Below are 20196 nucleotides of genomic sequence, written 5' to 3'. Positions count from 1 at the left end.
AGTGTAGCGCTGCCCCGGTGTTAGGCAAATATCAGCGAGCTGAGTTTGCGGCGCCCATTCAGGACAACCGGATCATTTGGCTTCAACGCGTCGAAGATGGTGAACAGCTGTGTCTTGGCGGCGCCGTCATTCCATTCCCGGTCGCGGCGGAACAGCTCCAGCAGTTCGGCTACCGCTGCCTCTGCATCACCCGCTGCGTGCAGCGCCTGCGCTAAGTCGAAACGCGCCTGCAAGTCGTCCGGGCTGGCGTCCACCGCCGCCCGCAGCTCTGTCACCGGACCGGCATTCTCCGCCTGCCGTGCCAGGGCAATCTGCGCGTGGGCCGCTTCGATCTCCGGCGCACTGGAAATTTCAGCAGGGGCGCCGTTCAGAACCGCTTCAGCTTGGTCCAGGTCACCCAGCGCTATGTGGGCGCGCGCCAGCCCGCCATATGCGGCAGCATTCTTGTCATCCTCGCCCAGGATTGCGGCGAAGGTCTGGGCTGCATCCGCAACCGCCCCTTCTGCCAGCATTTGCTCAGCTGCTTCCAGCGCTTCCCCCAGACCGCCATCGGCAGTGCCGCCCGCGGCCTCAATCGCTTTCTTCACGAATGCATCGATCTCGGACGCCGGCAGCGCACCCTGGAACATATCAACCGGCCGCCCCTGCACAAAGGCCACGACCGTCGGGATCGACTGCAGCGGCAGACCCTGCTGGGCCAGGGCCTGGGCCAGGCGCTGGTTTTCATCCACGTTGATCTTGGCCATGGTGGCCGCACCCTTGGCGTTAATGACAGCCGCCTCCAGCATCGGGCCCAGGGTCTTGCACGGGCCGCACCAGGGCGCCCAGAAATCCACGATCACCGGCGCCTGCATGGATGCATCCACTACATCCTGCATAAAGGTGGCCTCGGTCACGTCTTTGATCAGATCATCCGCCGGGGCGGCGCTGCCAAGAATTTCGCTCATCAGATTGTTCTCCGCTAGGAACTTGCCCCCTATATGGAATCCTGCGCGCCGGAAACCAAGAGAGGAGTTTGCCAATGTCCCGCCGCCGGTTTGATCTCTTCGCCGAGTCAGAGCGGCTGATGAGGATGGACGACGACGCCTGGGCGCGTCACGCCAACCCGTGGAGCGTTTTCAGCCGGATGTCGGTACTGCCGCTGATGACGCTGGCCATCTGGTCAAGGGTCTGGCTGGGTTGGGGCGCCTTGCTGCCGGTTCTGCTGGTGCTGGCGTGGACCTGGTGGAACCCACGTGCCTTTGCACGGCCTGCCAGCACGGACAACTGGGCCTCGCGCGGCACATTTGGCGAACGGGTGTTTCTGAACCGGGCGCAGATACCTGTCCCGCATCATAACGAGACGTGGGCGAAGGGGCTGGCCTGGATGTCAGGCATCGGCGTGATCCCTTGGGTTCACGGTCTTTGGGCGTTGAATCCGGGAGTTGCGCTGGCCGGGCTCATTCTAGTGATTGGCGGCAAGCTGTGGTTTCTGGACCGGATGGCCTGGCTTTACCAGGACATGCAAGACAAACACCCCGACTATGCCCGCTGGCTGCGCTGAGCCCTGTTGCTCCCGCCTCCGCTGAGGGTTCCGGCTTTGCCGGTTCCCCTGTGGTGTTGGGCCGGGCGCCGCGCTGGCGCGCGGCGCTCCCGCACTGCGCGGCAACGCAGTGCCGTGTCGAACTGAAAAAGTAGATCAGGCGGATATTCGTGATCAGGCGAGAGCGCCCCGCTTTCAGTTAAAGATCGAAGGTCGCGAACACCGGCGCGTGATCGCTGGGTTTCTCCCAGCCGCGGGCGCCGCGGAGGATACGGCTGGAGTGGGCCGCATGCCTGATATCCGGCGTCGCCCAGACATGATCCAGGCGGCGCCCCTTGTCGGCCGCATCCCAATCCTTGGCCCGATAGCTCCACCAGCTGTAGAGGCGGCCTTCCGGGATATCGTTGCGGGTCACATCGGACCAGCTGCCCGCTTCCATCACCTCAGCGAAATGCTCCACTTCAACCGGCGTATGACTGACGACCTTCAGCAGCTTCTTGTGGTCCCAGACGTCATCCTCGCGCGGGGCGATATTGAGATCGCCAACAAGAATCGATTGCTCCGGCTTTTCCGCATGGAACCAATCGCGCATGTCCGTCAGATAATCCAGTTTCTGGCCAAACTTCTCGTTCTGCTCCCGGTCTGGCACATCGCCGCCCGCAGGCACATAGAAGTTGTGGATAACCACCCCGTTCTCCAGCCGGCCCGCGACGTGACGGGCATGGCCGAGGCCGGCAAAATCCTTGTCGCCGATATCCTCGATCGGCAGCCGCGACAGGATCGCGACGCCATTGTAACCCTTCTGGCCGCGGGCAATCATGTGCGTGTAGCCGAGTGCCGCAAATCCTTCCATCGGGATCTTCTCCACCGGGCTCTTGCATTCCTGCAAGCAGAGCACGTCCGGTCCTTCCTCCTGCAACAGCTTCTGCACGATCGGCTCGCGCAGGCGGACTGAGTTGATGTTCCAGGTGGCAAGGGTAAATGGCATCGTGCGCCTCGTCATGTGATCCGGGTTTGGCGGCGATACTGCCTGTGCCCGCCCGGAAGTGCCAGAACCGTTTTTAAAGCCAAGCAGACCTTCAATGTAAAAAAGGCCGAGCGCACGGCCCGGCCAAGTCCAACAGGGAGGTGCACATCGTGACCCGGATGTGCGCGGGTATAGGGGACTTCTAAAGATGAATCCCGGTTTCTTCTTTGATCTGTCTCAACGCCATCTGCATCAGGCAACCAGGCGGTACCCACCCGATTCTGTCACCAACAGGCGCGCATTCGAGGGATCGGGTTCGATTTTCTGACGCAAACGGTAGATATGGGTTTCCAGCGTATGAGTGGTCACACCAGCGTTGTACCCCCAGACCTCATGCAGCAGAACATCGCGCGGCACCACGCCGTCACTGGAGCGGTACAGGAACTTGAGAATGTTGGTTTCTTTCTCGGTCAGCCTGATCTTGCGCTCATCCTCGGTAATCAACAGCTTCATCGATGGCTTGAATGTGTAGGGGCCAAGCGCAAAGACGGCATCCTCAGACTGCTCATGCTGGCGAAGCTGGGCGCGGATGCGGGCCAGCAGCACCGGGAATTTGAAGGGTTTTGAGACATAGTCATTGGCGCCTGCGTCCAGGCCAAGGATGGTGTCGGCATCGGTGTCGTGGCCAGTCAGCATCAGGATCGGCGCCTTCACCCCTTGCTTGCGCATCAGGCGGCACAGCTCGCGCCCGTCGGTGTCCGGCAGGCCGACATCCAGAATAATCAGATCATAAAGGGCCTCCTTGGCGCGCTCCATCGCGGTTTGACCATTCTCCGCTTCGAACACGTCGAAATCTTCGGTCATCACCAGCTGCTCGCTCAAGGCCTCGCGCAGGTCCTCATCGTCATCAACCAGCAGAATTTTCTTCAGTTGCGCCATCGGCTCGCCCTCCTGTTCTCAAGACCACACATGCGCATCCCTTGCGCCCGCGGCAAGATTTGCTGCAAAACTCTCACGCCGACGTGTCCATGGTATGGAAATTGTTTCACATCCGTTGCATTTCGGCGTAAAGACAGCAAGCTTTGTTACAAAATAACATCGGATGCACTGCATGAGCCTGATGCCCACCATGATCGAACTGCTGGCCCGTGCCCGGGTCGATCTGCGCATGGGGCTGCCGGTTGTGCTGACAGACGGTGGCGAGGCTGCGCTGGCAATTGCCGTGGAAGCACTGACTGAGGCGCGCCTGTCGAACATGCGGTCCTTGGGCCCGTTGTCTCTGGCGCTGACAGCCCGCCGGGCGGAAACGCTGAAGGCGCGGGTTTATGACGAGGATACCGCCCGTGTGTGCGTCCCGGTATCCGAGGGGCTGAATTGGATCCAAGCCCTGGCGGATCCGGCGGATGATCTGAACACACCGATGAAAGGCCCGCTGTCCAGCCAGCGCGGCGGCAGCGCGGAGCTGCACCGGCTGGCGATTGCCTTGGCAAAATCTGCGCGGCTGCTGCCCGCTGCCGTGCTTGTACCCGTCAGCGATCCGTCCGACTTTGCCGCATCCCATGGCCTGACAACCGTTTCGCGCAGTGCTGCAACCCCCTTGCTAAGCGAAAGCTCGCCGCTGCACCCGGTTGCAGCGGCCCGGTTGCCGATGACAGCTGCCGAAGCCGGCAGGCTTCACATTTTCCGCCCGGAAGACGGCGCGGAAGAGCACTATGCCGTGGAAGTCGGCCGCCCGGACCGCACCAAACCGGTGCTTGCACGGCTCCATTCGGCCTGTTTCACCGGCGACGTGCTGGGCTCGCTCAAATGCGACTGCGGCCCGCAGCTGCAGGGCGCACTGGCGCAGATGGGGACGGAAGGCGCGGGCGTTCTTCTGTACCTCAACCAGGAGGGCCGCGGCATCGGTCTGGCCAACAAGATGCGGGCATATTCACTGCAGGATCAGGGATTCGACACCGTGGAAGCCAACCATAGGCTAGGGTTTGAAGACGACGAGCGCGACTTCCGTCTGGGCGCGGCCATCCTGCAGAAAATGGGCTTTTCACAGGTGCGGCTTCTGACCAACAACCCCAACAAGATCGCAATGATGGAAAAAACCGGCATTCAGGTGGCTGAACGGGTGCCGCTGAAAGTGGGGGAAAACGCCCACAATCAGCATTACCTGGCCACCAAGGCCCGGAAATCCGGACACATGCTGTAATGATGACGCCCGCGGATCTGGTCCTGACCCCGGCCGGTGTTCGCTTTATGGGCCGGGTGCTGCCCTGCTCGATCGGCAAGGGCGGGCTGTCCGCGGACAAGCGCGAAGGCGATGGCACCACACCGGTCGGCATTCACCGGATCGCAGGCATGCTGTACCGTCCGGACAGGTTGCGCCGCCCTGCGCCCTGGGCTGAACCCATTGGCCCGCGGGACCTCTGGTCAGATGAAGCAAGCCACAGCAGCTACAACCACCGTGTACAGGCCCCCTATGCTTTCAGCCACGAACGGCTGCGCCGGGCAGACCCGTTATATGACCTGGTTCTGATTACAGACTGGAACTGGCCGGATGCCGTTCCCGGCAAAGGGTCCGCGATCTTCATTCACCAATGGCGCCGTCCAGGCTACTCAACTGAAGGCTGTATTGCCTTTTCCCGGGCCAGCCTCCACTGGCTGGCCGCCCGGATTCAGCCCGGCACCCGGGTCATTGTGCCTTCCTTAAGCCGCGCCTGACCCGCCCAGGACTTTTCAGAAAAGTCTTGGCAAAAGTTCTTAGAAAACTATTGCGCTTCAATAGGTCCGGGCACCGAAGATAGCGGAACCGACGCGGACATGGGTCGCGCCAAGCGCAATGGCTGATTCAAAATCACCGCTCATCCCCATCGATAACCCCTGCAGACCATTGCGTTCGGCGATCTTCGCCAACAGCGCAAAATGCAGGCTGGGTTCCTCATCAACCGGCGGGATACACATCACCCCTCTCACGGGCAGATCCAGCTTACGGCATTGTGCAATGAAGGCGTCCGCATCCGCCGGCATTACACCCGCCTTCTGCTCTTCTTCACCCGTATTCACCTGAATGAACAGATCCGGGCATTTACCCAGCTCTTGTGCCAGCCGGGCTATTGTATTTGCAAGTTTGGGCCGATCTACTGAATGGATGCTGTCGAACAACTCCATTGCCTGGCGCGCCTTGTTGGTTTGCAAGGGGCCGATCAGATGCAGGTCAATCCCGTCAAACTGTTCCGCGAAGTCCGGCCATTTTCCCGCAGCTTCCTGCACCTTGTTTTCGCCAAAGCAGCGGTGGCCATCACGCAAAACCGCCTCGACCCGTTCATTCGGCTGCACCTTGGACACCGCAATCAGCTGCACGCTGCCCGGTTCGCGGCCGGCCTTGCTCTCAGCCTTGGCAATTCTGGACTTTATTTCTTCAAGCGGCATGGGTTCGGCCTCATCACTGTTTGGCCGCAAAAAACACTGTTTGCCGGGAAATGTTAAGCCACAAAAGAAAAGGGCGGGCCCCAAAGGAACCCGCCCCGAAAGTCACGCTAGGCGTGCTTCAGCTTAGAAGCTGAAGTGCAGACCTGCCTGAACGGAGTTTTCGTCTTCGTCTGCGTGCGAGCTAACCGCACCAGCAACGAAGGTTACGCCGCCGCCCAGGTCGTACTCGTAGTTGATGCCGAAGGCAGTGCCGTCACGGCCGCCATCTTCCTGTGCATCAGCGGAGTTCACCCATGCAACGATGGTGGACGCGGAGCCCAGCTCAAAGTCGCCAGCCAGAGTAACGGAGTCGCTCGCCATGGTGGTACCATAGGACAGGGTCGCGCCGAACAGGCCAAAGTCACCGCCGACTGCCAGGAAGCCCAGCTCGTCGTTGGCTTCAACGTTCGAGTCCTGGTAAGCACCGGACACGAAGTAGTCGCCGAAGGAGTAACCCAGAGCCACTGCGATACGCTCTTCACCCTCGGTGACGCTGGCGTCAGTTGCTTCAACCAGGGTCACGGTGTCGCCGTCGGAGTCAACGGTGGTCTCCGCTTCAGTTGCGGCAGTCACAGTGTCGTTCTGGTTCGAGTAGGAGATGTGGCCGGTGAAGCCGCCTGCGGAGTAGATCGCTTCAACACCGTTGCGGCCGTTGCCTGCGGAGGTGAAGGTGTCCCAGTTGAAGCCGTTGCCGATGGCCAGGGAGTTGAAGCCCATGCCGTCGATGCCGGTGCCGACCGAGGTGGTGTTCAGGTACAGACCCTGCACGGAGTCGACTGCACCCCAGATGTTGCCGACGTTAACACGCAGGCCGCCGTATGCGACGTGGAACTGCGGAGCGGACCAGTTAGCAACACCGGCAACGCCGTCACGGCTTTCTGCCTGGGCGCGAATCCGGCCACCAACAGTCACGCCACCGTCGGTTTCGGTCGACGCGTCAAAGGTCAGACGGAAACGGCTGGTGATGTTGGTTTCGGAACGGCCGTTGACGTCACGGTCGTTGGCTTCGTTCCAGTCCAGACCAAAACGGCCATAGCCGGAGATCTTAACTTCTGCCGCGGCCATGCCTGCGGTGGCGATCAGCGCGGTAGTCGCGAAGAGAACCTTTTTCATGTTTTTCCCTCGGTTTTCTAATCCTATGCCCAAACCGGGGAATCCGGCGTGGGTATGCCAAGGGGTTTCGCTCTTTCACCCCCGTTTTGGCAAGGCTTGCGAAAGTTGGGCGAAACGATGCGGGTCTGGATGGTGCAGCTTTGCCACAGTCCGCCCGGCTGAGCCCCCGGAACATCCCCGATCAGCCCTGTTATCCTCTGCCAGACCAGGAAATGCCCCGCAGGAGCAGCGTCATACAAGCCAAAGCCCTTGCTCCGCCGTCGCGCCTTGCGTTAGGTGTTCGCGCAGAAAAAGGCTCCGGGAGCGGTTATGAAATACGGAAAGACCCTGCGGGTATCAGTGATCGGCGCGATCTGTTTTGGCCTCGCGGCCTGCGGCGGCGGCAACAGAAGCGGCGAGGCGCCGGCAAGCACGGCACGGACGATCAGCCAAAAGGAAGAGATCCAACGTAACGCGACCAAGTCGTCCATCTTCGATTTCCTGAACGCCAAGCCGGATCAGACCGTTCAGGTGAACCGCTATCTGTGGACCGCCAGCCTGGATGTGCTGAGCTTCCTGCCTGTGCAGTCGGTTGACCCTTTCACTGGCGTTATCGTGACCGGCTACGGCACCCCGCCCGGCGGCGGCCGCTCTTACCGTGCTACGATCCACATTAAAGATCCGGCGCTGGACGCACGCTCCTTGAACGTGGCGCTGCAGTCCAAAGGCGGTGCTGTCAGCGCCAGCACTACCCGCGCTGTCGAGGACGCGATTCTGTCGCGCGCGCGACAGCTGCGGATCGCGGACAAGAAACTCTGACCCTGCGCCCTCTGGAATCACCAGCCAAGCCCCATTATCAGAAGCGCCGGGCCACTTGCCCGGCGTTTTCATGCAAAGGACCGCTCTGATGCCGCGTTACATAGCTCCTGAAATCGAAGCACGATGGCAGAAGGCCTGGGATGAGGCCGGGATTTTCCAGGCCAAGCGTACCGGCGACAAGCCCAAGTACTATGTGCTGGAGATGTTCCCCTACCCGTCAGGTAAGCTGCACATGGGCCATGTGCGCAATTACACGATGGGTGACGTAATCGCGCGCTACAAGCTGTCGACCGGCCATAATGTGCTGCATCCGATGGGTTTTGACGCCTTCGGCATGCCGGCCGAAAACGCCGCGATGGCCTCGGGCGGGCATCCCAAGGACTGGACCTATTCGAACATCGACACCATGGTCGAGCAGATGAAGCCGCTGGGCCTGTCGCTGGACTGGTCCCGCATGTTCGCGACTTGCGACCCGGAATACTACGGCCAGCAGCAGGCTTTGTTCCTCGACTTCCTGGAGAAGGGGCTGGTCTACCGTAAGAACGCGGTGGTGAATTGGGACCCCATCGACATGACCGTGCTCGCCAACGAGCAGGTCGAGAACGGCCGCGGCTGGCGTTCCGGCGCGCTGGTGGAGCGGCGCGAGCTGACCCAGTGGTTCTTCAAGATCTCCGATTTCTCCGAAGAACTGCTGTCGGCGCTGGATGGCTTGGAGAACTGGCCCGCCAAGGTCCGCCTGATGCAGGAAAACTGGATCGGCAAGTCGCGCGGCCTGCAGTTCTCGTTTGAGCGCACCGATGGCGAAGAGCCAATTGAGGTCTACACCACACGTCCCGACACGCTGCTGGGCGCGTCCTTTGTCGGCATCTCGCCCGATCATCCCATTGCCAAGGCGTTGGAAGCCGAATCGGAAGAGGTTGCGGCATTTGTCGCCGAGTGCCGCAAAGGCGGCACCACCGAGGAAGCCATCGAGACGGCAGAAAAGCTGGGTTATGATACCGGCATCCGCGTCAAACACCCGCTGAATCCGGAGTGGGAGCTGCCGGTCTGGATCGCAAACTTCATCCTGATGGACTACGGTACCGGCGCGATTTTTGCCTGCCCGGCGCATGACCAGCGCGACCTGGACTTCTGCCGCAAGTATGATCTGCCGGTCATCGACACGTTCTTTGCGCTGGAAAATGACACTCCGGTAGCAGACGAAGCATTTGTTCCGCCGAAAACCGAAAAGGTCCGCTGGGTCAGCCATTTCGCCGGGCTGACCGAGGCCACCGGCGAGGAAGCCATCGACGCCACAGTGGATTTTGCCGAGAAGGCCGGCTGGGGCCAAGGCGTCACCAAATTCCGCCTGCGTGATTGGGGCCTCTCCCGCCAGCGCTATTGGGGCTGCCCGATTCCCGTGGTCCACTGCGATTACTGCGGCGTGGTGCCGGAGAAGAAAGAGAACCTGCCGATTGCGCTGCCCTATGATGAAGGCGGCAAGCCGATCGACTTCTCTGTCCCGGGCAACCCGCTGGACCGTCACCCGACCTGGCGCAACTGCGACTGCCCGTCCTGCGGCAAGCCGGCCCAGCGCGAAACCGACACCATGGACACCTTCGTCGATTCGTCCTGGTACTTCGCCCGTTTCACCGCCCCGCGCGCCGAAACCCCGACCGACATGGCCGAGGCCGAGTACTGGATGAACGTCGACCAGTACATCGGTGGCATCGAGCACGCGATTCTGCACCTCCTCTATTCGCGCTTCTTTGCCCGCGCTATGCAGATCTGCGGCCACCTGCCGGAAAAATCCATCGAACCGTTCGATGCGCTGTTCACCCAGGGCATGGTGACCCATGCGATCTACAAAACCACCGGCGGCAACCACCGCCCGGTTTACCATTACCCCGAGGAAGTGGAATTCCGCGACGGCAAGGGTTTCCTACAGGACGGCACCGAGGTTGAGATCATCCCTTCCGCCAAAATGTCCAAGTCCAAAAACAACGTGGTGGACCCGCTGCACATCATCTCGTCCTTCGGCGCAGACACTGCCCGCTGGTTCGTACTGTCCGATTCACCGCCCGAGCGTGACGTGGAATGGACCGCCGCCGGCGCCGAAGCCGCCCATAAGCACCTGAACCGGGTGTGGAACCTTTGCGACCGCATTGGCGAAATGGACCTAGACGCGGCTGGTGAAGGTGATGAGGACTTGCTGCGCGAGATGCACAAATGCATCCGCGACGTGACCCTTGGCGTTGATTCCTTCGGCTTCAACGCGGCAATTGCCAAGCTCTACGCCTTCACCAATACGCTTGCTAAATCCAAGGCCAGCGCAAAGGTGCAGAAACAGGCGATCATGACCCTGGCGCAGCTGATGTCCCCGATGACCCCGCACCTGGCGGAGGACATCTGGAACCATCAGGGCGGCGAAGGCTTGTGCGCCACCGCCCCTTGGCCGGTTGCCGACGACGCCATGCTGGTCGAGAACACCGTCACCCTGCCGATCCAGATCAACGGCAAGCGCCGCGGTGAAATCGAGGTCGCAAAGGATCTGGACAAGGCGGAGGTTGAAAAACTCGCCCTGGCACACGAAGCTGTGCAAAAGGCGCTGAATGGCGGCGCCCCGAAGAAGGTGATCGTGGTTCCAGGCCGAATTGTAAATGTCGTTGCTTAAGCACAGAACCCTGCTGATCGCGCTGCCCGTTGTGGCAGCGGCCTGCGGCTTTACCCCGGTCTACGCCCCTGGCGGGACCGGCACAGCGCTGCATGGCCAGATCGAAGTTCAGGCACCGGAAAAAATCAAAGGGGCCGACGGCTCTGACGCCTACTTCCTAGTGCAGAACCTGGAACAGCGCCTAGGCCGCGGCAACGGCACCGCTTATAAGCTGGACCTCACTCTCAGCACTGAGGAAGAACGACAGGCGATTACAGCGGATAATGAAATCACCCGCTATTCGGTGATCGGCACCGCGGGATTTTCGCTGACCCGGCAATCGGATGGCAAGGTGACGTCCAGCGGCACCGTGCGAAATTTCACCGGCTACTCTGCCACTGGGTCAACGGTGGAGACCCTGGCGGGCGAGCGGGACGCACACGAGCGTTTGATGGTGATTCTAGCCGATCAGATCACCACGCAGATTCTGGCAACTGCGGATCTCTCCGCCTCCGCTGAATGAAGCTTTCCCCGCGCGAAGCTGACGGCTACTTCGCCAAGCCCGATCCCAGCAAGACCGGGATCCTGATCTATGGCGCCGACGCAATGCGCGTGTCCCTGAAGCGGCAACAGGTGCTGGCCGCCCTGCTTGGCCCCGGCGCCGAGGAGGAAATGCGCCTAACCCGCTTGCCCGGCGGCGACCTGCGCAAGGACCCGGCACAGCTCTTGGATGCGGTCAAGGCGGTCGGGTTTTTTCCCGGTGTCCGCGCGGTATTTGTCGAAGGCGCGAATGACACCGCCGCCCCAGCCATAACCACTGCATTGGAGGAGTGGCAGCCTGGTGATGCGCAGATCGTTGTGACGGCTGGCCAGTTGAAAGCGTCCTCCAAGCTGCGCAAAGCGTTTGAGGGCCACAACAATGCTTATGCGGTGGGAATCTACGACGACCCGCCATCGCGCGCCGAGATCGAACGCATTCTGGGAGAGGCCGGCATCCGCGACGTGCCTGGCGACAGCATGTCGGCACTGACGGATATCGCCAATGACATCGGCCCCGGCGACTTTTCCCGCATGGTCGAGAAGCTGGCGCTTTACAAGCACGGCGACAGCAGCCCGCTTTCGCTGGGCGACATCGGCGCCGTTGCCCCGCAGTCGACCGAAGCCGCGCTGGATGACGTGCTGAACGTCGTGGCTGAGGGACGCAGCCCGGAAATCGGCCCTCTGATCCGCCGCCTGCAGGCGCAGGGCACCAACGCCGTAACCCTCTGCATCGGCGCCACCCGGCATTTCCGGACGCTTTATACCATTGCATCGGCACCCGGCGGCCCGGCCCAGGGCATCAGCCAGCTGCGTCCGCCGCTCTATGGCAAACGCCGCGACCGGATGCTGCGGCAGGCGCAGAACTGGGGCGCAAACCGGCTGGAGACGGCCCTGACGATCATCACCGACACTGATCTGGCGCTGCGTTCTGCCGGCCAGACAGCTCCGGCGCTGGCCTTGATGGAGCGGGCTTTGATCCGGCTAGCCATGCTCAGCCGCGCCCGCTGAACCCGGAACGTACCGTCCCGCTTGATCCGCCTTACAGCGCCGCCCATCATGGTCAGGTAAGAACAGGAGAAAGATGATGTATACGGTCACCGGGATTCCGCTTACCCGCACCTACCGGGTGCTGTGGGCGCTTGAAGAGCTTGGGCAGCCCTATGAGCTGAACCAGCATGGCCCCCGCAGCCCTGAAGTGCAGGCGCTGAATGTATCAGGTAAGGTGCCAGTGCTGCAGGCAGAAGGTGAGGTCATCACCGACTCGACAGCCATCCTTACTTATCTCGCTGACAAGCACGGCGCTTTGACGGCCCCCGCAGGAACGATTGCCCGCGCCAAGCAGGACGCAATCACCCATCTGCTTCTGGACGAGGTCGATGCCGTCCTGTGGGCCGCTGCCCGGCACAGCTTCATCCTGCCGGAAGAACAGCGGGTGCCAGAGGTGAAAGGCAGCCTGAAATGGGAGTTTTCCCATAACCTGTCACGGCTTGAAAGCAAGATGGCAGGCCCCTTCCTGATGGGAGAGGTATTCACCATTGCTGATATCATATGCACCCATTGCCTGAACTGGGCGCGCAGCGCCAAGTTCCCGGTTGAGGGTGAAAAGCTGCAGGACTACGGCAACCGGATGCGGGAACGGCCGGCGTTTCAGCGTGTGGCCGAACTCGCCAAATAATCCGCAGCCGCCAGACCCGCCCAGCGCCCGGTGGCCAGACAAGCGGTCAGCAAGTAACCGCCCGTCGGCGCTTCCCAGTCCAGCATTTCCCCGGCGCAGAAGGTTCCGGGGATCTGTTTAAGCATCAGGGTACCGTCCAGCGCATGCCGGCAAACACCACCGGCGGTCGAAATCGCCTCATCCATTGGGCGCAGGCCTGCGTGTTGCACCGGCAGCGCCTTGATCAGCTTTGCCAGAGCCTGCGCATCCTGCGGCAGCGGGCGCCCGAATTCCTGCAACAGCGCTACCGCTGCCGGTGACAGCTTCAAGGTCTTGCGCAGGTAATTGGAGAAACTCGCCTTGCCGCGCGGGCGCAACAGGCGGCGTTCAACTTCCGCCTCTTTCAGATCCGGCAGCAGATCCATATGCAGCACCGCGCCGTCGCGTACCTCGGCGCAGACGGAATAAATGCCGCCGCCCTCCAGCCCGCGCTGCGAAATCACCGCCTCGCCGCGCGAAGCCTGACCACCAGCATGCAGCGCAATCCCTTTGAGCGGCTGGCCGAATTGCGGCGCCATATGCTTGGACCACTGCACCAGAAGCCCGGCGTTGGCAGGCTTAAACTGGGCGACTTCTACCGCTCTATCCTGCAACAGCGGCCTCCACGCCCCATCCGAGCCCAGCCGGGCCCAGCTTGCACCGCCTAGTGCCAGAACGGTGGCGCCCGCCTCTATCCGCACCGGACCGCCCGGCGTTTCAAAGACCAGGGCCGCACCGTCCCATCCTGCCCAGCACCAACGGGTTCGGATCTGTGCGCCATACCCGTCCAAACGCCCCAACCAGGACCGCAAAAGCGGCGATGCTTTCATTACCCTTGGGAACACCCGGCCGGTGGAACCGGTAAACAGCTCACTTCCCAACCCCTGCGCCCAGTCCTGTACAGCCTGCGCATCAAAGTCCCGGACCATCGGCGCCAGCCAGTCCGCCGCCTCACCGTAACGCGTGATCAGTTCTTCGAAAGGTTCGTTTTTGGTCAAATTGAGGCCGGACTTGCCCGCCATCAGAAACTTGCGTGCCGCCGACGGTTTGGCCTCAGCCACCAGCACACGGTGTCCGGCGCGGCCCAGTTCCTCGGCAGCCATCAGCCCGGCTGGACCGGCACCCACCACCACTGCATCCCACGCCTCTGTCATACCATCCCCTTGCCAGCCCTCACCGCAGGCGTGTCTAATGCGCGCACAAAACCAGCCGAGGCCTGTGCATGTCCGATCCGGTTTGCCCGCTCTGCGGCCGCCCTATCCCAGAAGGCGCCCCGCAAAGCCTGCACCATCTGATCCCAAAACTGAAAGGAGGCAAGGGCGGACCAACCGTTCTGCTGCATGACATCTGCCACCGCGAAGTTCATGCTACGCTGACCGAAGCGGAACTGGCCCGCGACTTCAACACCCCGGCAGCTCTGCAGGCCCATCCGCGGCTGGCGAAATTCATCGCCTGGGTCCGGAAACGCCCGCCGGAATTCCGGTCACGGGTGCCAGGCAAGCGTCGCAAGCGCTAACTGATTTCAAGCCCCATGAAGGCCGGGCTGTCGCGCACCTGAGCTCCTGGAAGGTGCTGGAATTCCAGCGTCGTGTAGGGCCGTCGCCACAACCATTCCCGGTTCACCATAGACTGCAAGTCCGTATCTGGCGGCGTTTCTTCAGTAAAGGCGAGGAAATGCAGAGCGAACCCGAACTCCGCCACATCCTGCACCGACAGCAGTTTCATGTCAGCGCGCAGGGCAAGCTCAGCCGCGATGTCGCCGGTCCGCAAAGTGATCTGCCCGATATGCGCGCCGCCTCCCAGCGGCAGAGCAGCATCACCCGCGCCGTCCGGCCGTTTGCCAAGAAAATCATGCTGCAGCAGCTCAATGGCAAAGCCTTCGGGATCGTGCAGATGCGCCATATAGCCGATATCGCGGAACTGGTGCGGAGCCGAAACCTCCACCCCTTTCTGCCGCAGATGCTCACAGGCGATGTCCAGGTCGGGAAGGCAGATGCCGATCTTCCAGTAGCGTTCATCACGCGAGTGCGGAGCCCGGGCGCCGCCAGGCAGCAGGATCAAGTCCGCATCCACGCCTGAATAACCGGCGCGCCAAGCCTCACCTTCAGCCCGGGCCTCCATTCCGAACACATCCGCATAGAAATCTGCCAGCCGCTCTGGTTCCTCAACCTGCAACCGCAGCCCGGAAAGCCGCTTCACCGGCACATCCTCAGGATGCCCGCAGCAATTTCCGGTTTGGCCTCCAGCGAATGGGCCAGGAGCTCCCTTGCTGTTTCAAGCAATGCCTCAGGCTCCACAATCCGGTCCACGAGGCCATAGTCATAAGCGTCCCGAGCAGTGATCTTCTGCCCGGCTGCCAGGATCATCTTAGTTCGGGCAGGCCCGATCAGCGCCGTCATCCGGCCCGCGTCCGAAGGCTGCGGCAAGTAGCCAAGCTTCATTACGGGGTAGAAGAATTTGGCCGACGGCACCGCAATACGTATATCGCAGGCCAGAAACATGCCATTGGCACCACCCGCCAGGGTGCCGTTAAGCGCAGCCACCTTGAGGCAGGGAACAGCGGCCATTGCCGCCGACAGCCGCTCCCACACCGGCGAGGTCGCCAGTCCTGCCCGCGCCTCGTCCAGATCGGCACCTGCGCTGAACACCTTGCCGGTTCCGGTCAGGATCAGCCCGCGGGCCTCCTGCGCGCGTTCGGCAATTTCCGCCAGCTCTGTGAGCATTGCCTCTGTCAGCGAATTCGCCTTGTCCGGCCTGTTAATGGTGATGGTCCACAATCCGTTTTCCGCGATTTTCAGCCCGATCATACCAGCCCAACCCGTTTGCGGATGCTGTCCTCGCGCAGGGAAACCTCCCGGCCGGCATAATCATCTGCGTCGCCAGTGCACATCCACATCAGTGTGCGGGCCGGCCATTCGGCCGGAATGTGGTCTTCCCAGTCCAGTTCGCTCACGGGGTTGATGCCGCTGGCCTTGATCTCCCGCTGCATCTGGGTCGCGACGGTCCCCGGCGACAGACCCATGGCGCGGATGCCGTTGCCGCGTTCTTCCAGGTCAAGTGCAGAGGTCAGCATCGCAGCCCCCGCCTTCGACGCACAATATGCGCTCCACCCCTCCAGCGGCCGGTGGGCCGCGCCAGAACTGACGGTGATGATGGTACCGCCGCCTGCCGGTTTCATCAGCGGCAGCGCTGCCCGCATACCATTGAAGACACCTTTCAGGTTGATATCGATCAGCTTTCCCCAGCCATCCGGCGAAGCGGCCTCCAGCCGGGCAATCGGCTCGATCACCCCGGCGTTATTGATCAGGACATCCAGGCTGCCGAAATGCTGATGCGCCTTGGCCAGCGCCGCCTCAACCGAAGCATAGTCAGCCACATCGCAAGCAAAGGTCAGCACGTTTCCGCCGATCTCCTCAGCTAGGGCCTGCAAGGCGTCGCCGCTCCTTGCCAGCAAAGCCAGATTGGCACCTGCGGCGGCAAAGACCCGGGCTGCATCCGCACCAATCCCGCGGCTGGCCCCTGTAATTGCAATTGTTTTCCCGTTGAAATCCATCCGCCGTCCCTCCCAGTGACTGGTAACCCATGTGGTAAAGCCCTTAGGGGGAACGGTCCAGCCCAAGGCCCCCTTGACGGCGCTTCCTGCCGGGCCGACGATGATTTCAATTATCTTACAGAGAAAGGTTCTCTTATGTCCGTAATTTTCGCGCGCGGCGGCGCCGCAGCGGCAGTTTTGGTTGTTTCCGCTCAGGGTGCCCTGGCCGACCTGAGCGCTCAGGAAGTCTGGGCCGACTGGAAGGCGTATTTGACCGGCACCGGCTACACCGTATCCGGCACCGAAGCTGTTTCGGGCAGTACCCTGACTGTTTCCGATGTGTCGATGGCCATGCCGGTCCCCGAAGAGGACGGCACCGGCACCATCAGCTTCCCGGAAATCCAGTTCGTTGAAAACGGTGATGGCACGGTCAACGTTCTGCTGCCTGCAGAATTCCCGATGGGCTTCGAGTTCTCCGGCGACGGCGAGACCTTTGCAGGCAAGCTGATCTATTCCCACGACGGCTCGCCGATGAAGGTGGCCGGCGATGCAGAAAACATGAGCTATGACTACAGCTCCTCCAAGGTGGCCATGACACTGGCTGACCTGTCGGCGGACGGCGAAGCAGTACCCGCGGATGTGGCAAAAGTTCAGGTCGTGATGAACGACGTTGTCACAAAAAGCACTATGAAGGTTGCCGAGGGCCGCAGCTACGATCAGACCATGACCGCCTCCAGCCTCAACTATGACTTGGGTTTCAATGACCCCGAGGGTGAAGGCACTGCCGCCTTCAAGGGCGCGCTGCAAGGCCTGAGCTTCGCCGGTACCGGCACCGTTCCCGAAGGGCTGGAAAGCCCGGACATGGCGGCGCTGCTGGAAGCAGGTTTTGCCGCTGACGGCACATTCACATTCACCGGCGGCAACGGCTCGATCTCCGGTGTCGACGGCAGCGAATCCTTCGCCATGGAAAGCAGCTCCCAGGGCGGCACCTTCACCGTTTCAATGGACAAGCAGCACCTGACTTACGACGTTTCACAGGTTGCAACCAATGTGAACATCTCAGGCTCCGAGATTCCCTTCCCGCTGGCGCTCAGCATGGCGGAGACCGGATTCAAACTGATGATGCCGCTGGCAAAATCAGAGGAAGAGCAGGATTTTGCGCTTGGCGTTACCCTGCGAGATTTTGCGGTTCCGGAAATGCTGTGGGGCATGGTCGACCCGACCGGCCAGCTGCCGCATGACCCGGCGACCGTCATTCTGGATCTGGCCGGCAAGGGCAAGGTGCTGTTTGACCTGTTCGACCCGGAAGCCATGGAAGCCGTGGAAAAGGGTGAAGAGCAGCCGGGTGAGCTGAACGCCCTGACCGTTAAGCAGCTGCAGGTCTCTGCCGCAGGCGCAGAGCTGACCGGCACCGGCGATTTCACCTTCAACAACGAAGACCTGACCAGCTTTGACGGCATGCCCGCCCCCGCAGGCGAAGCCAACCTCAAACTGACCGGCGCAAACACTCTGATCGATAAACTGATCGGCATGGGCCTGATGTCCGACAGCGACGCCATGGGCGCGCGGATGATGATGGGCATGCTGGCGGTTCCGGGCGAAGGCGAGGACACGCTGACCTCGAAAATCGAGGTCACCGAGGATGGCCAGGTTCTCGCTAACGGCCAGCGCATCAAGTAACCGTCAAATCCCGGACAAGACCTGCAAAGGGGCTGCCAGGCGCGGCCCCTTTTTTGCGGCCCGCACTTGCGGCATGGCGCATCACTGGATAGCTCTTTTAAAGAGCAGAACAGAAGGTGCCCATGACCCAGTCTCCCGAAGCGCTTTGCCACGCCCTGATTGACGCCGCCCGTAAGGCCGGCGCGGATGCCGCCGACGCCATGGCAGCAGAGGGCAGCTCTCTCAGCATCGAAGTGCGCGAGGGCAAGCTGGAACATGCAGAGCGCTCGGAAGGCACCGACCTCGGCCTGCGGGTGTTTGTGGGCAAGCGCCAGGCGCTGGTCTCCTCCTCCGACATGCGGCCCGAAACCATCGCAGCGATGGCCGAACGCGCCGTGGCCATGGCAAAGGAAGCACCGGAAGATCCCTATACTGGCCTGGCCGACCCGTCCCAACTGGCCCGGGACTGGGATCTGGCCGTGCTGGAACTGGAAGACCCGAGCAGCGAACCTGAGCCGACAGCCCTGCAAACGGATGCCCTGGCGGCTGAGGCCGCCTGCCAGGAGATAGAGGGCATTACCCAGGTGCAATCCGCCGCGGCGGGCTATGGCCGCCATGCTGTGCATCTGGCCGCGAGCAACGGCTTTTCCGGCGGCTACCAGCGCACAGGCCGGTCGCTCTCCTGCACCGGGATCGCCGGCACGGGCACCGGAATGGAGCGTGACCACGACGGCGATTCCCGCACTTTTCAGGCTGACCTGCGCAGTGCTGAGGAAATTGGCCGCACCGCAGGTGAACGGGCCATAGCCCGGCTGGGCGCCCGCAAGCCCAAGACCGGCAGCTTCCCGGTCCTCTTCGACGAGCGGATTTCCTCTTCGCTGATCGGCCATCTGATGTCGGCCGCCAACGGCGCCGCAATCGCCCGCGGCTCCTCCTGGCTGAAGGATTCGCTGGGCCAGCAGGTGCTGCCTGAAACCCTCTCTGTCGTTGAGGACCCGCACCGCCCGCGCATTTCCGGCTCCCGCCCATTTGACGGCGAGGGGCTGGCGACCCGCCGGCGCACCGTGGTGGACAACGGCGTGCTGACCGGCTGGACGCTGGACCTCGCCTCCGCCCGCAAGCTGGGGCTGGAAAGCACCGGCAACGCCGCCCGCGGCATCGGCGGGGTGCCTTCCCCCTCGACCTGGAACATCGCGCTGGCTCAGGGCGATGCCAGCCGCGAGGATTTGATCGCGCAGATGGGCACCGGCCTCTTGGTCACGTCTATGATCGGCTCCACCATCAACCCGAACACCGGTGACTACTCCCGCGGCGCCTCTGGTTTCTGGGTGGAAAACGGCGAGATTGCCTATCCGGTCAACGAATGCACCATCGCGGGTAACCTGCACGGCATGTTGCGCCGGATCGTTCCGGCCAATGACGCGCGCAGGCACCTTTCCACCGTTGTGCCATCGCTGCTGGTCGAAGGAATGACCCTTGCCGGCAACTGACCTTTCCCTGCTTGTAAAAGCGGCGGAACAGGCCGGAGACATCGCGTGCCGCTACACTGGACCCGACGCCCGGCGCTGGGACAAACCCGGCGGCGCGGGTCCGGTGACTGAGGCTGACCTGGCCGTCAACGCCATGCTTGAGGATATGCTGCAGCAAGCGAGGCCCGGCTACGGCTGGTTGTCAGAGGAAACCGAGGACAGCGCCGCCCGCCTGTCGCGCGAGCGGGTTTTCATCATCGACCCGATCGACGGCACACGCAGCTTTGCCGAAGGCTCCCGCACCTGGGCGCATTCCATCGCCGTTGCAGAAAACGGCGAAGTGACGGCTGCAGTGATCTATCTGCCGCAGCGGGATCTTATGTACACCGCCGCCAAGGGACAGGGTGCGGCCTGCAACGGCAGCCCGATCAGGGCATCCTCCGCGACCGAGCTTGCCAGCACTGAAGTCCTGGCAGCCAAGCCCAATCTGCAGCCGCACCACTGGCTGGGCGGCACCGTGCCTGCGTTCATCCGCAGCTACCGGCCCTCGCTGGCCTACCGGCTGGCCAAGGTGGCCGATGGACGGTTCGGGGCCATGCTGACCCTGCGTCCCAGCTGGGAGTGGGACATTGCCGCAGGCGACTTGCTGCTGCGCGAGGCAGGCGGCGTTATCAGCGATCGCTCCGGCCACTCTTTGCGTTTCAACAACCCGCATCCGCGCCTGAACGGGGTGATCGCCGGCAGCCACTCCCTGCATCAGGCGCTGCTGGAGGCGCTCGATCCGTCCAGCCCCGGCATCGCTGGACATTGAA

21 protein-coding genes are annotated in these 20196 nt (G+C 62.2%); 12 read left to right on the top strand and 9 right to left on the bottom strand.

Features of this window, described 5'->3' with window-relative positions; all coding sequences use genetic code 11:
• Nucleotides 1–20: 20 nt before the first annotated feature.
• Nucleotides 21–947, bottom strand: a complete 927-nt coding sequence (locus tag AC5STB_RS07405; protein ID WP_495442315.1) for a tetratricopeptide repeat protein — start codon at nucleotides 945–947, stop codon at nucleotides 21–23.
• 74 nt (nucleotides 948–1021) lie between these two features.
• Here AC5STB_RS07405 and AC5STB_RS07400 point away from each other — a divergent pair, with 74 nt between their 5' ends.
• Nucleotides 1022–1543, top strand: coding sequence for a DUF6653 family protein (locus AC5STB_RS07400; protein WP_495442314.1), 522 nt, complete (start codon nucleotides 1022–1024; stop codon nucleotides 1541–1543).
• Between the two features lie 178 nt (nucleotides 1544–1721).
• On the opposite strand, the gene AC5STB_RS07395 is transcribed toward AC5STB_RS07400, so the two are convergent.
• Nucleotides 1722–2510 carry an exodeoxyribonuclease III gene (locus AC5STB_RS07395; protein ID WP_495442313.1) on the bottom strand — a complete coding sequence of 263 codons (789 nt, stop codon included), beginning with the start codon at nucleotides 2508–2510 and terminating at the stop codon, nucleotides 1722–1724.
• Nucleotides 2511–2741: 231 nt separating this feature from the next.
• Nucleotides 2742–3428, bottom strand: coding sequence for a response regulator transcription factor (locus AC5STB_RS07390; protein WP_222476556.1), 687 nt, complete (start codon nucleotides 3426–3428; stop codon nucleotides 2742–2744).
• A gap of 172 nt (nucleotides 3429–3600) precedes the next feature.
• Here AC5STB_RS07390 and ribA point away from each other — a divergent pair, with 172 nt between their 5' ends.
• Both ribA and AC5STB_RS07380 read left to right on the top strand, forming a co-directional pair.
• Complete coding sequence (ribA, locus tag AC5STB_RS07385; RefSeq protein WP_495442312.1) at nucleotides 3601–4689, top strand: GTP cyclohydrolase II; 1089 nt, start codon at nucleotides 3601–3603, stop codon at nucleotides 4687–4689.
• A gap of 2 nt (nucleotides 4690–4691) precedes the next feature.
• The gene (locus AC5STB_RS07380) at nucleotides 4692–5201 is read left to right on the top strand and encodes a L,D-transpeptidase family protein (RefSeq protein WP_495444573.1); all 510 of its coding nucleotides are present in this window, start codon (nucleotides 4692–4694) and stop codon (nucleotides 5199–5201) included.
• A gap of 57 nt (nucleotides 5202–5258) precedes the next feature.
• Here AC5STB_RS07380 and AC5STB_RS07375 read toward each other — a convergent pair whose 3' ends face one another.
• Together AC5STB_RS07375 and AC5STB_RS07370 are read right to left on the bottom strand one after the other, a co-directional pair.
• Nucleotides 5259–5909, bottom strand: a complete 651-nt coding sequence (locus tag AC5STB_RS07375; RefSeq protein WP_495444572.1) for a YggS family pyridoxal phosphate-dependent enzyme — start codon at nucleotides 5907–5909, stop codon at nucleotides 5259–5261.
• Nucleotides 5910–6032: 123 nt separating this feature from the next.
• Nucleotides 6033–7061 (bottom strand): porin, encoded by a 1029-nt coding sequence (locus AC5STB_RS07370; protein ID WP_495442311.1) that lies wholly within the window; start codon nucleotides 7059–7061, stop codon nucleotides 6033–6035.
• A gap of 309 nt (nucleotides 7062–7370) precedes the next feature.
• On the opposite strand from AC5STB_RS07370, the gene AC5STB_RS07365 reads away from it, so the two are divergent.
• The 5 genes from AC5STB_RS07365 (at nucleotide 7371) to AC5STB_RS07345 (ending at nucleotide 12706) form a co-directional block, all read left to right on the top strand.
• Entirely contained in the window at nucleotides 7371–7859 is a 489-nt protein-coding gene (locus AC5STB_RS07365) for a DUF3576 domain-containing protein (protein ID WP_495442310.1), read from the top strand.
• An 88-nt stretch (nucleotides 7860–7947) separates the two neighbouring features.
• Nucleotides 7948–10512: a leucine--tRNA ligase gene (gene leuS / locus AC5STB_RS07360; RefSeq protein WP_495442309.1), complete on the top strand. Its 2565-nt coding sequence runs from the start codon at nucleotides 7948–7950 to the stop codon at nucleotides 10510–10512.
• Nucleotides 10499–11014: an LPS assembly lipoprotein LptE gene (gene lptE / locus AC5STB_RS07355; RefSeq protein WP_495442308.1), complete on the top strand. Its 516-nt coding sequence runs from the start codon at nucleotides 10499–10501 to the stop codon at nucleotides 11012–11014. The genes leuS and lptE overlap by 14 nt, the downstream gene beginning before the upstream one ends.
• Nucleotides 11011–12039, top strand: a complete 1029-nt coding sequence (gene holA / locus AC5STB_RS07350; protein WP_495442307.1) for a DNA polymerase III subunit delta — start codon at nucleotides 11011–11013, stop codon at nucleotides 12037–12039. Before lptE ends, holA begins: the two co-directional genes overlap by 4 nt.
• Before the next feature lie 76 nt (nucleotides 12040–12115).
• Complete coding sequence (locus AC5STB_RS07345) at nucleotides 12116–12706, top strand: glutathione S-transferase family protein (RefSeq protein ID WP_495442306.1); 591 nt, start codon at nucleotides 12116–12118, stop codon at nucleotides 12704–12706.
• On the opposite strand, the gene AC5STB_RS07340 is transcribed toward AC5STB_RS07345, so the two are convergent.
• Nucleotides 12679–13878, bottom strand: coding sequence for a TIGR03862 family flavoprotein (locus AC5STB_RS07340; RefSeq protein ID WP_495442305.1), 1200 nt, complete (start codon nucleotides 13876–13878; stop codon nucleotides 12679–12681). The two genes, AC5STB_RS07345 and AC5STB_RS07340, sit on opposite strands and share 28 nt — an antisense overlap.
• Before the next feature lie 68 nt (nucleotides 13879–13946).
• Between AC5STB_RS07340 and AC5STB_RS07335 the strand changes: the two genes are divergently transcribed.
• Nucleotides 13947–14240: an HNH endonuclease family protein gene (locus tag AC5STB_RS07335; protein ID WP_495442304.1), complete on the top strand. Its 294-nt coding sequence runs from the start codon at nucleotides 13947–13949 to the stop codon at nucleotides 14238–14240.
• On the opposite strand, the gene AC5STB_RS07330 is transcribed toward AC5STB_RS07335, so the two are convergent.
• The 3 genes from AC5STB_RS07330 to AC5STB_RS07320 are packed head-to-tail and all read right to left on the bottom strand — an operon-like array spanning nucleotide 14237 to nucleotide 16277.
• A complete protein-coding gene (locus AC5STB_RS07330; RefSeq protein ID WP_495442303.1) occupies nucleotides 14237–14923 on the bottom strand; it encodes a VOC family protein in 687 nt (228 codons plus the stop codon). The genes AC5STB_RS07335 and AC5STB_RS07330 overlap by 4 nt on opposite strands.
• A complete protein-coding gene (locus AC5STB_RS07325) occupies nucleotides 14920–15531 on the bottom strand; it encodes an enoyl-CoA hydratase/isomerase family protein (RefSeq protein WP_495442302.1) in 612 nt (203 codons plus the stop codon). The genes AC5STB_RS07330 and AC5STB_RS07325 overlap by 4 nt, the downstream gene beginning before the upstream one ends.
• Nucleotides 15528–16277, bottom strand: coding sequence for an SDR family oxidoreductase (locus tag AC5STB_RS07320; RefSeq protein WP_495442301.1), 750 nt, complete (start codon nucleotides 16275–16277; stop codon nucleotides 15528–15530). The genes AC5STB_RS07325 and AC5STB_RS07320 overlap by 4 nt, the downstream gene beginning before the upstream one ends.
• 135 nt (nucleotides 16278–16412) lie before the next feature.
• Here AC5STB_RS07320 and AC5STB_RS07315 point away from each other — a divergent pair, with 135 nt between their 5' ends.
• The 3 genes from AC5STB_RS07315 to AC5STB_RS07305 all read left to right on the top strand — a co-directional run bounded on the left by AC5STB_RS07315 (nucleotide 16413) and on the right by AC5STB_RS07305 (nucleotide 20195).
• Nucleotides 16413–17936 carry a DUF2125 domain-containing protein gene (locus AC5STB_RS07315; protein ID WP_495442300.1) on the top strand — a complete coding sequence of 508 codons (1524 nt, stop codon included), beginning with the start codon at nucleotides 16413–16415 and terminating at the stop codon, nucleotides 17934–17936.
• A gap of 122 nt (nucleotides 17937–18058) precedes the next feature.
• Complete coding sequence (locus AC5STB_RS07310) at nucleotides 18059–19405, top strand: TldD/PmbA family protein (protein ID WP_495442299.1); 1347 nt, start codon at nucleotides 18059–18061, stop codon at nucleotides 19403–19405.
• Nucleotides 19392–20195, top strand: a complete 804-nt coding sequence (locus AC5STB_RS07305; RefSeq protein ID WP_495442298.1) for an inositol monophosphatase family protein — start codon at nucleotides 19392–19394, stop codon at nucleotides 20193–20195. Before AC5STB_RS07310 ends, AC5STB_RS07305 begins: the two co-directional genes overlap by 14 nt.
• The last annotated feature ends 1 nt before the right edge of the window (nucleotide 20196 follow it).

The organism is Leisingera sp. CC-HEC093, from assembly GCF_059429195.1.
Note: the sequence above shows the minus strand (reverse complement) of the source record. Positions and strands in the feature narration are given on the sequence as shown.

Coding starts and splice junctions, on each gene's coding strand:
- AC5STB_RS07405 (WP_495442315.1), bottom strand. CDS start 947: ATGAGCGAAATTCTTGGCAGCGCCGCCCCGGCGGATGATCTGATCAAA.
- AC5STB_RS07400 (WP_495442314.1), top strand. CDS start 1,022: ATGTCCCGCCGCCGGTTTGATCTCTTCGCCGAGTCAGAGCGGCTGATG.
- AC5STB_RS07395 (WP_495442313.1), bottom strand. CDS start 2,510: ATGCCATTTACCCTTGCCACCTGGAACATCAACTCAGTCCGCCTGCGC.
- AC5STB_RS07390 (WP_222476556.1), bottom strand. CDS start 3,428: ATGGCGCAACTGAAGAAAATTCTGCTGGTTGATGACGATGAGGACCTG.
- ribA (WP_495442312.1), top strand. CDS start 3,601: ATGAGCCTGATGCCCACCATGATCGAACTGCTGGCCCGTGCCCGGGTC.
- AC5STB_RS07380 (WP_495444573.1), top strand. CDS start 4,692: ATGACGCCCGCGGATCTGGTCCTGACCCCGGCCGGTGTTCGCTTTATG.
- AC5STB_RS07375 (WP_495444572.1), bottom strand. CDS start 5,909: ATGCCGCTTGAAGAAATAAAGTCCAGAATTGCCAAGGCTGAGAGCAAG.
- AC5STB_RS07370 (WP_495442311.1), bottom strand. CDS start 7,061: ATGAAAAAGGTTCTCTTCGCGACTACCGCGCTGATCGCCACCGCAGGC.
- AC5STB_RS07365 (WP_495442310.1), top strand. CDS start 7,371: ATGAAATACGGAAAGACCCTGCGGGTATCAGTGATCGGCGCGATCTGT.
- leuS (WP_495442309.1), top strand. CDS start 7,948: ATGCCGCGTTACATAGCTCCTGAAATCGAAGCACGATGGCAGAAGGCC.
- lptE (WP_495442308.1), top strand. CDS start 10,499: ATGTCGTTGCTTAAGCACAGAACCCTGCTGATCGCGCTGCCCGTTGTG.
- holA (WP_495442307.1), top strand. CDS start 11,011: ATGAAGCTTTCCCCGCGCGAAGCTGACGGCTACTTCGCCAAGCCCGAT.
- AC5STB_RS07345 (WP_495442306.1), top strand. CDS start 12,116: ATGTATACGGTCACCGGGATTCCGCTTACCCGCACCTACCGGGTGCTG.
- AC5STB_RS07340 (WP_495442305.1), bottom strand. CDS start 13,878: ATGACAGAGGCGTGGGATGCAGTGGTGGTGGGTGCCGGTCCAGCCGGG.
- AC5STB_RS07335 (WP_495442304.1), top strand. CDS start 13,947: ATGTCCGATCCGGTTTGCCCGCTCTGCGGCCGCCCTATCCCAGAAGGC.
- AC5STB_RS07325 (WP_495442302.1), bottom strand. CDS start 15,531: ATGATCGGGCTGAAAATCGCGGAAAACGGATTGTGGACCATCACCATT.
- AC5STB_RS07320 (WP_495442301.1), bottom strand. CDS start 16,277: ATGGATTTCAACGGGAAAACAATTGCAATTACAGGGGCCAGCCGCGGG.
- AC5STB_RS07315 (WP_495442300.1), top strand. CDS start 16,413: ATGTCCGTAATTTTCGCGCGCGGCGGCGCCGCAGCGGCAGTTTTGGTT.
- AC5STB_RS07310 (WP_495442299.1), top strand. CDS start 18,059: ATGACCCAGTCTCCCGAAGCGCTTTGCCACGCCCTGATTGACGCCGCC.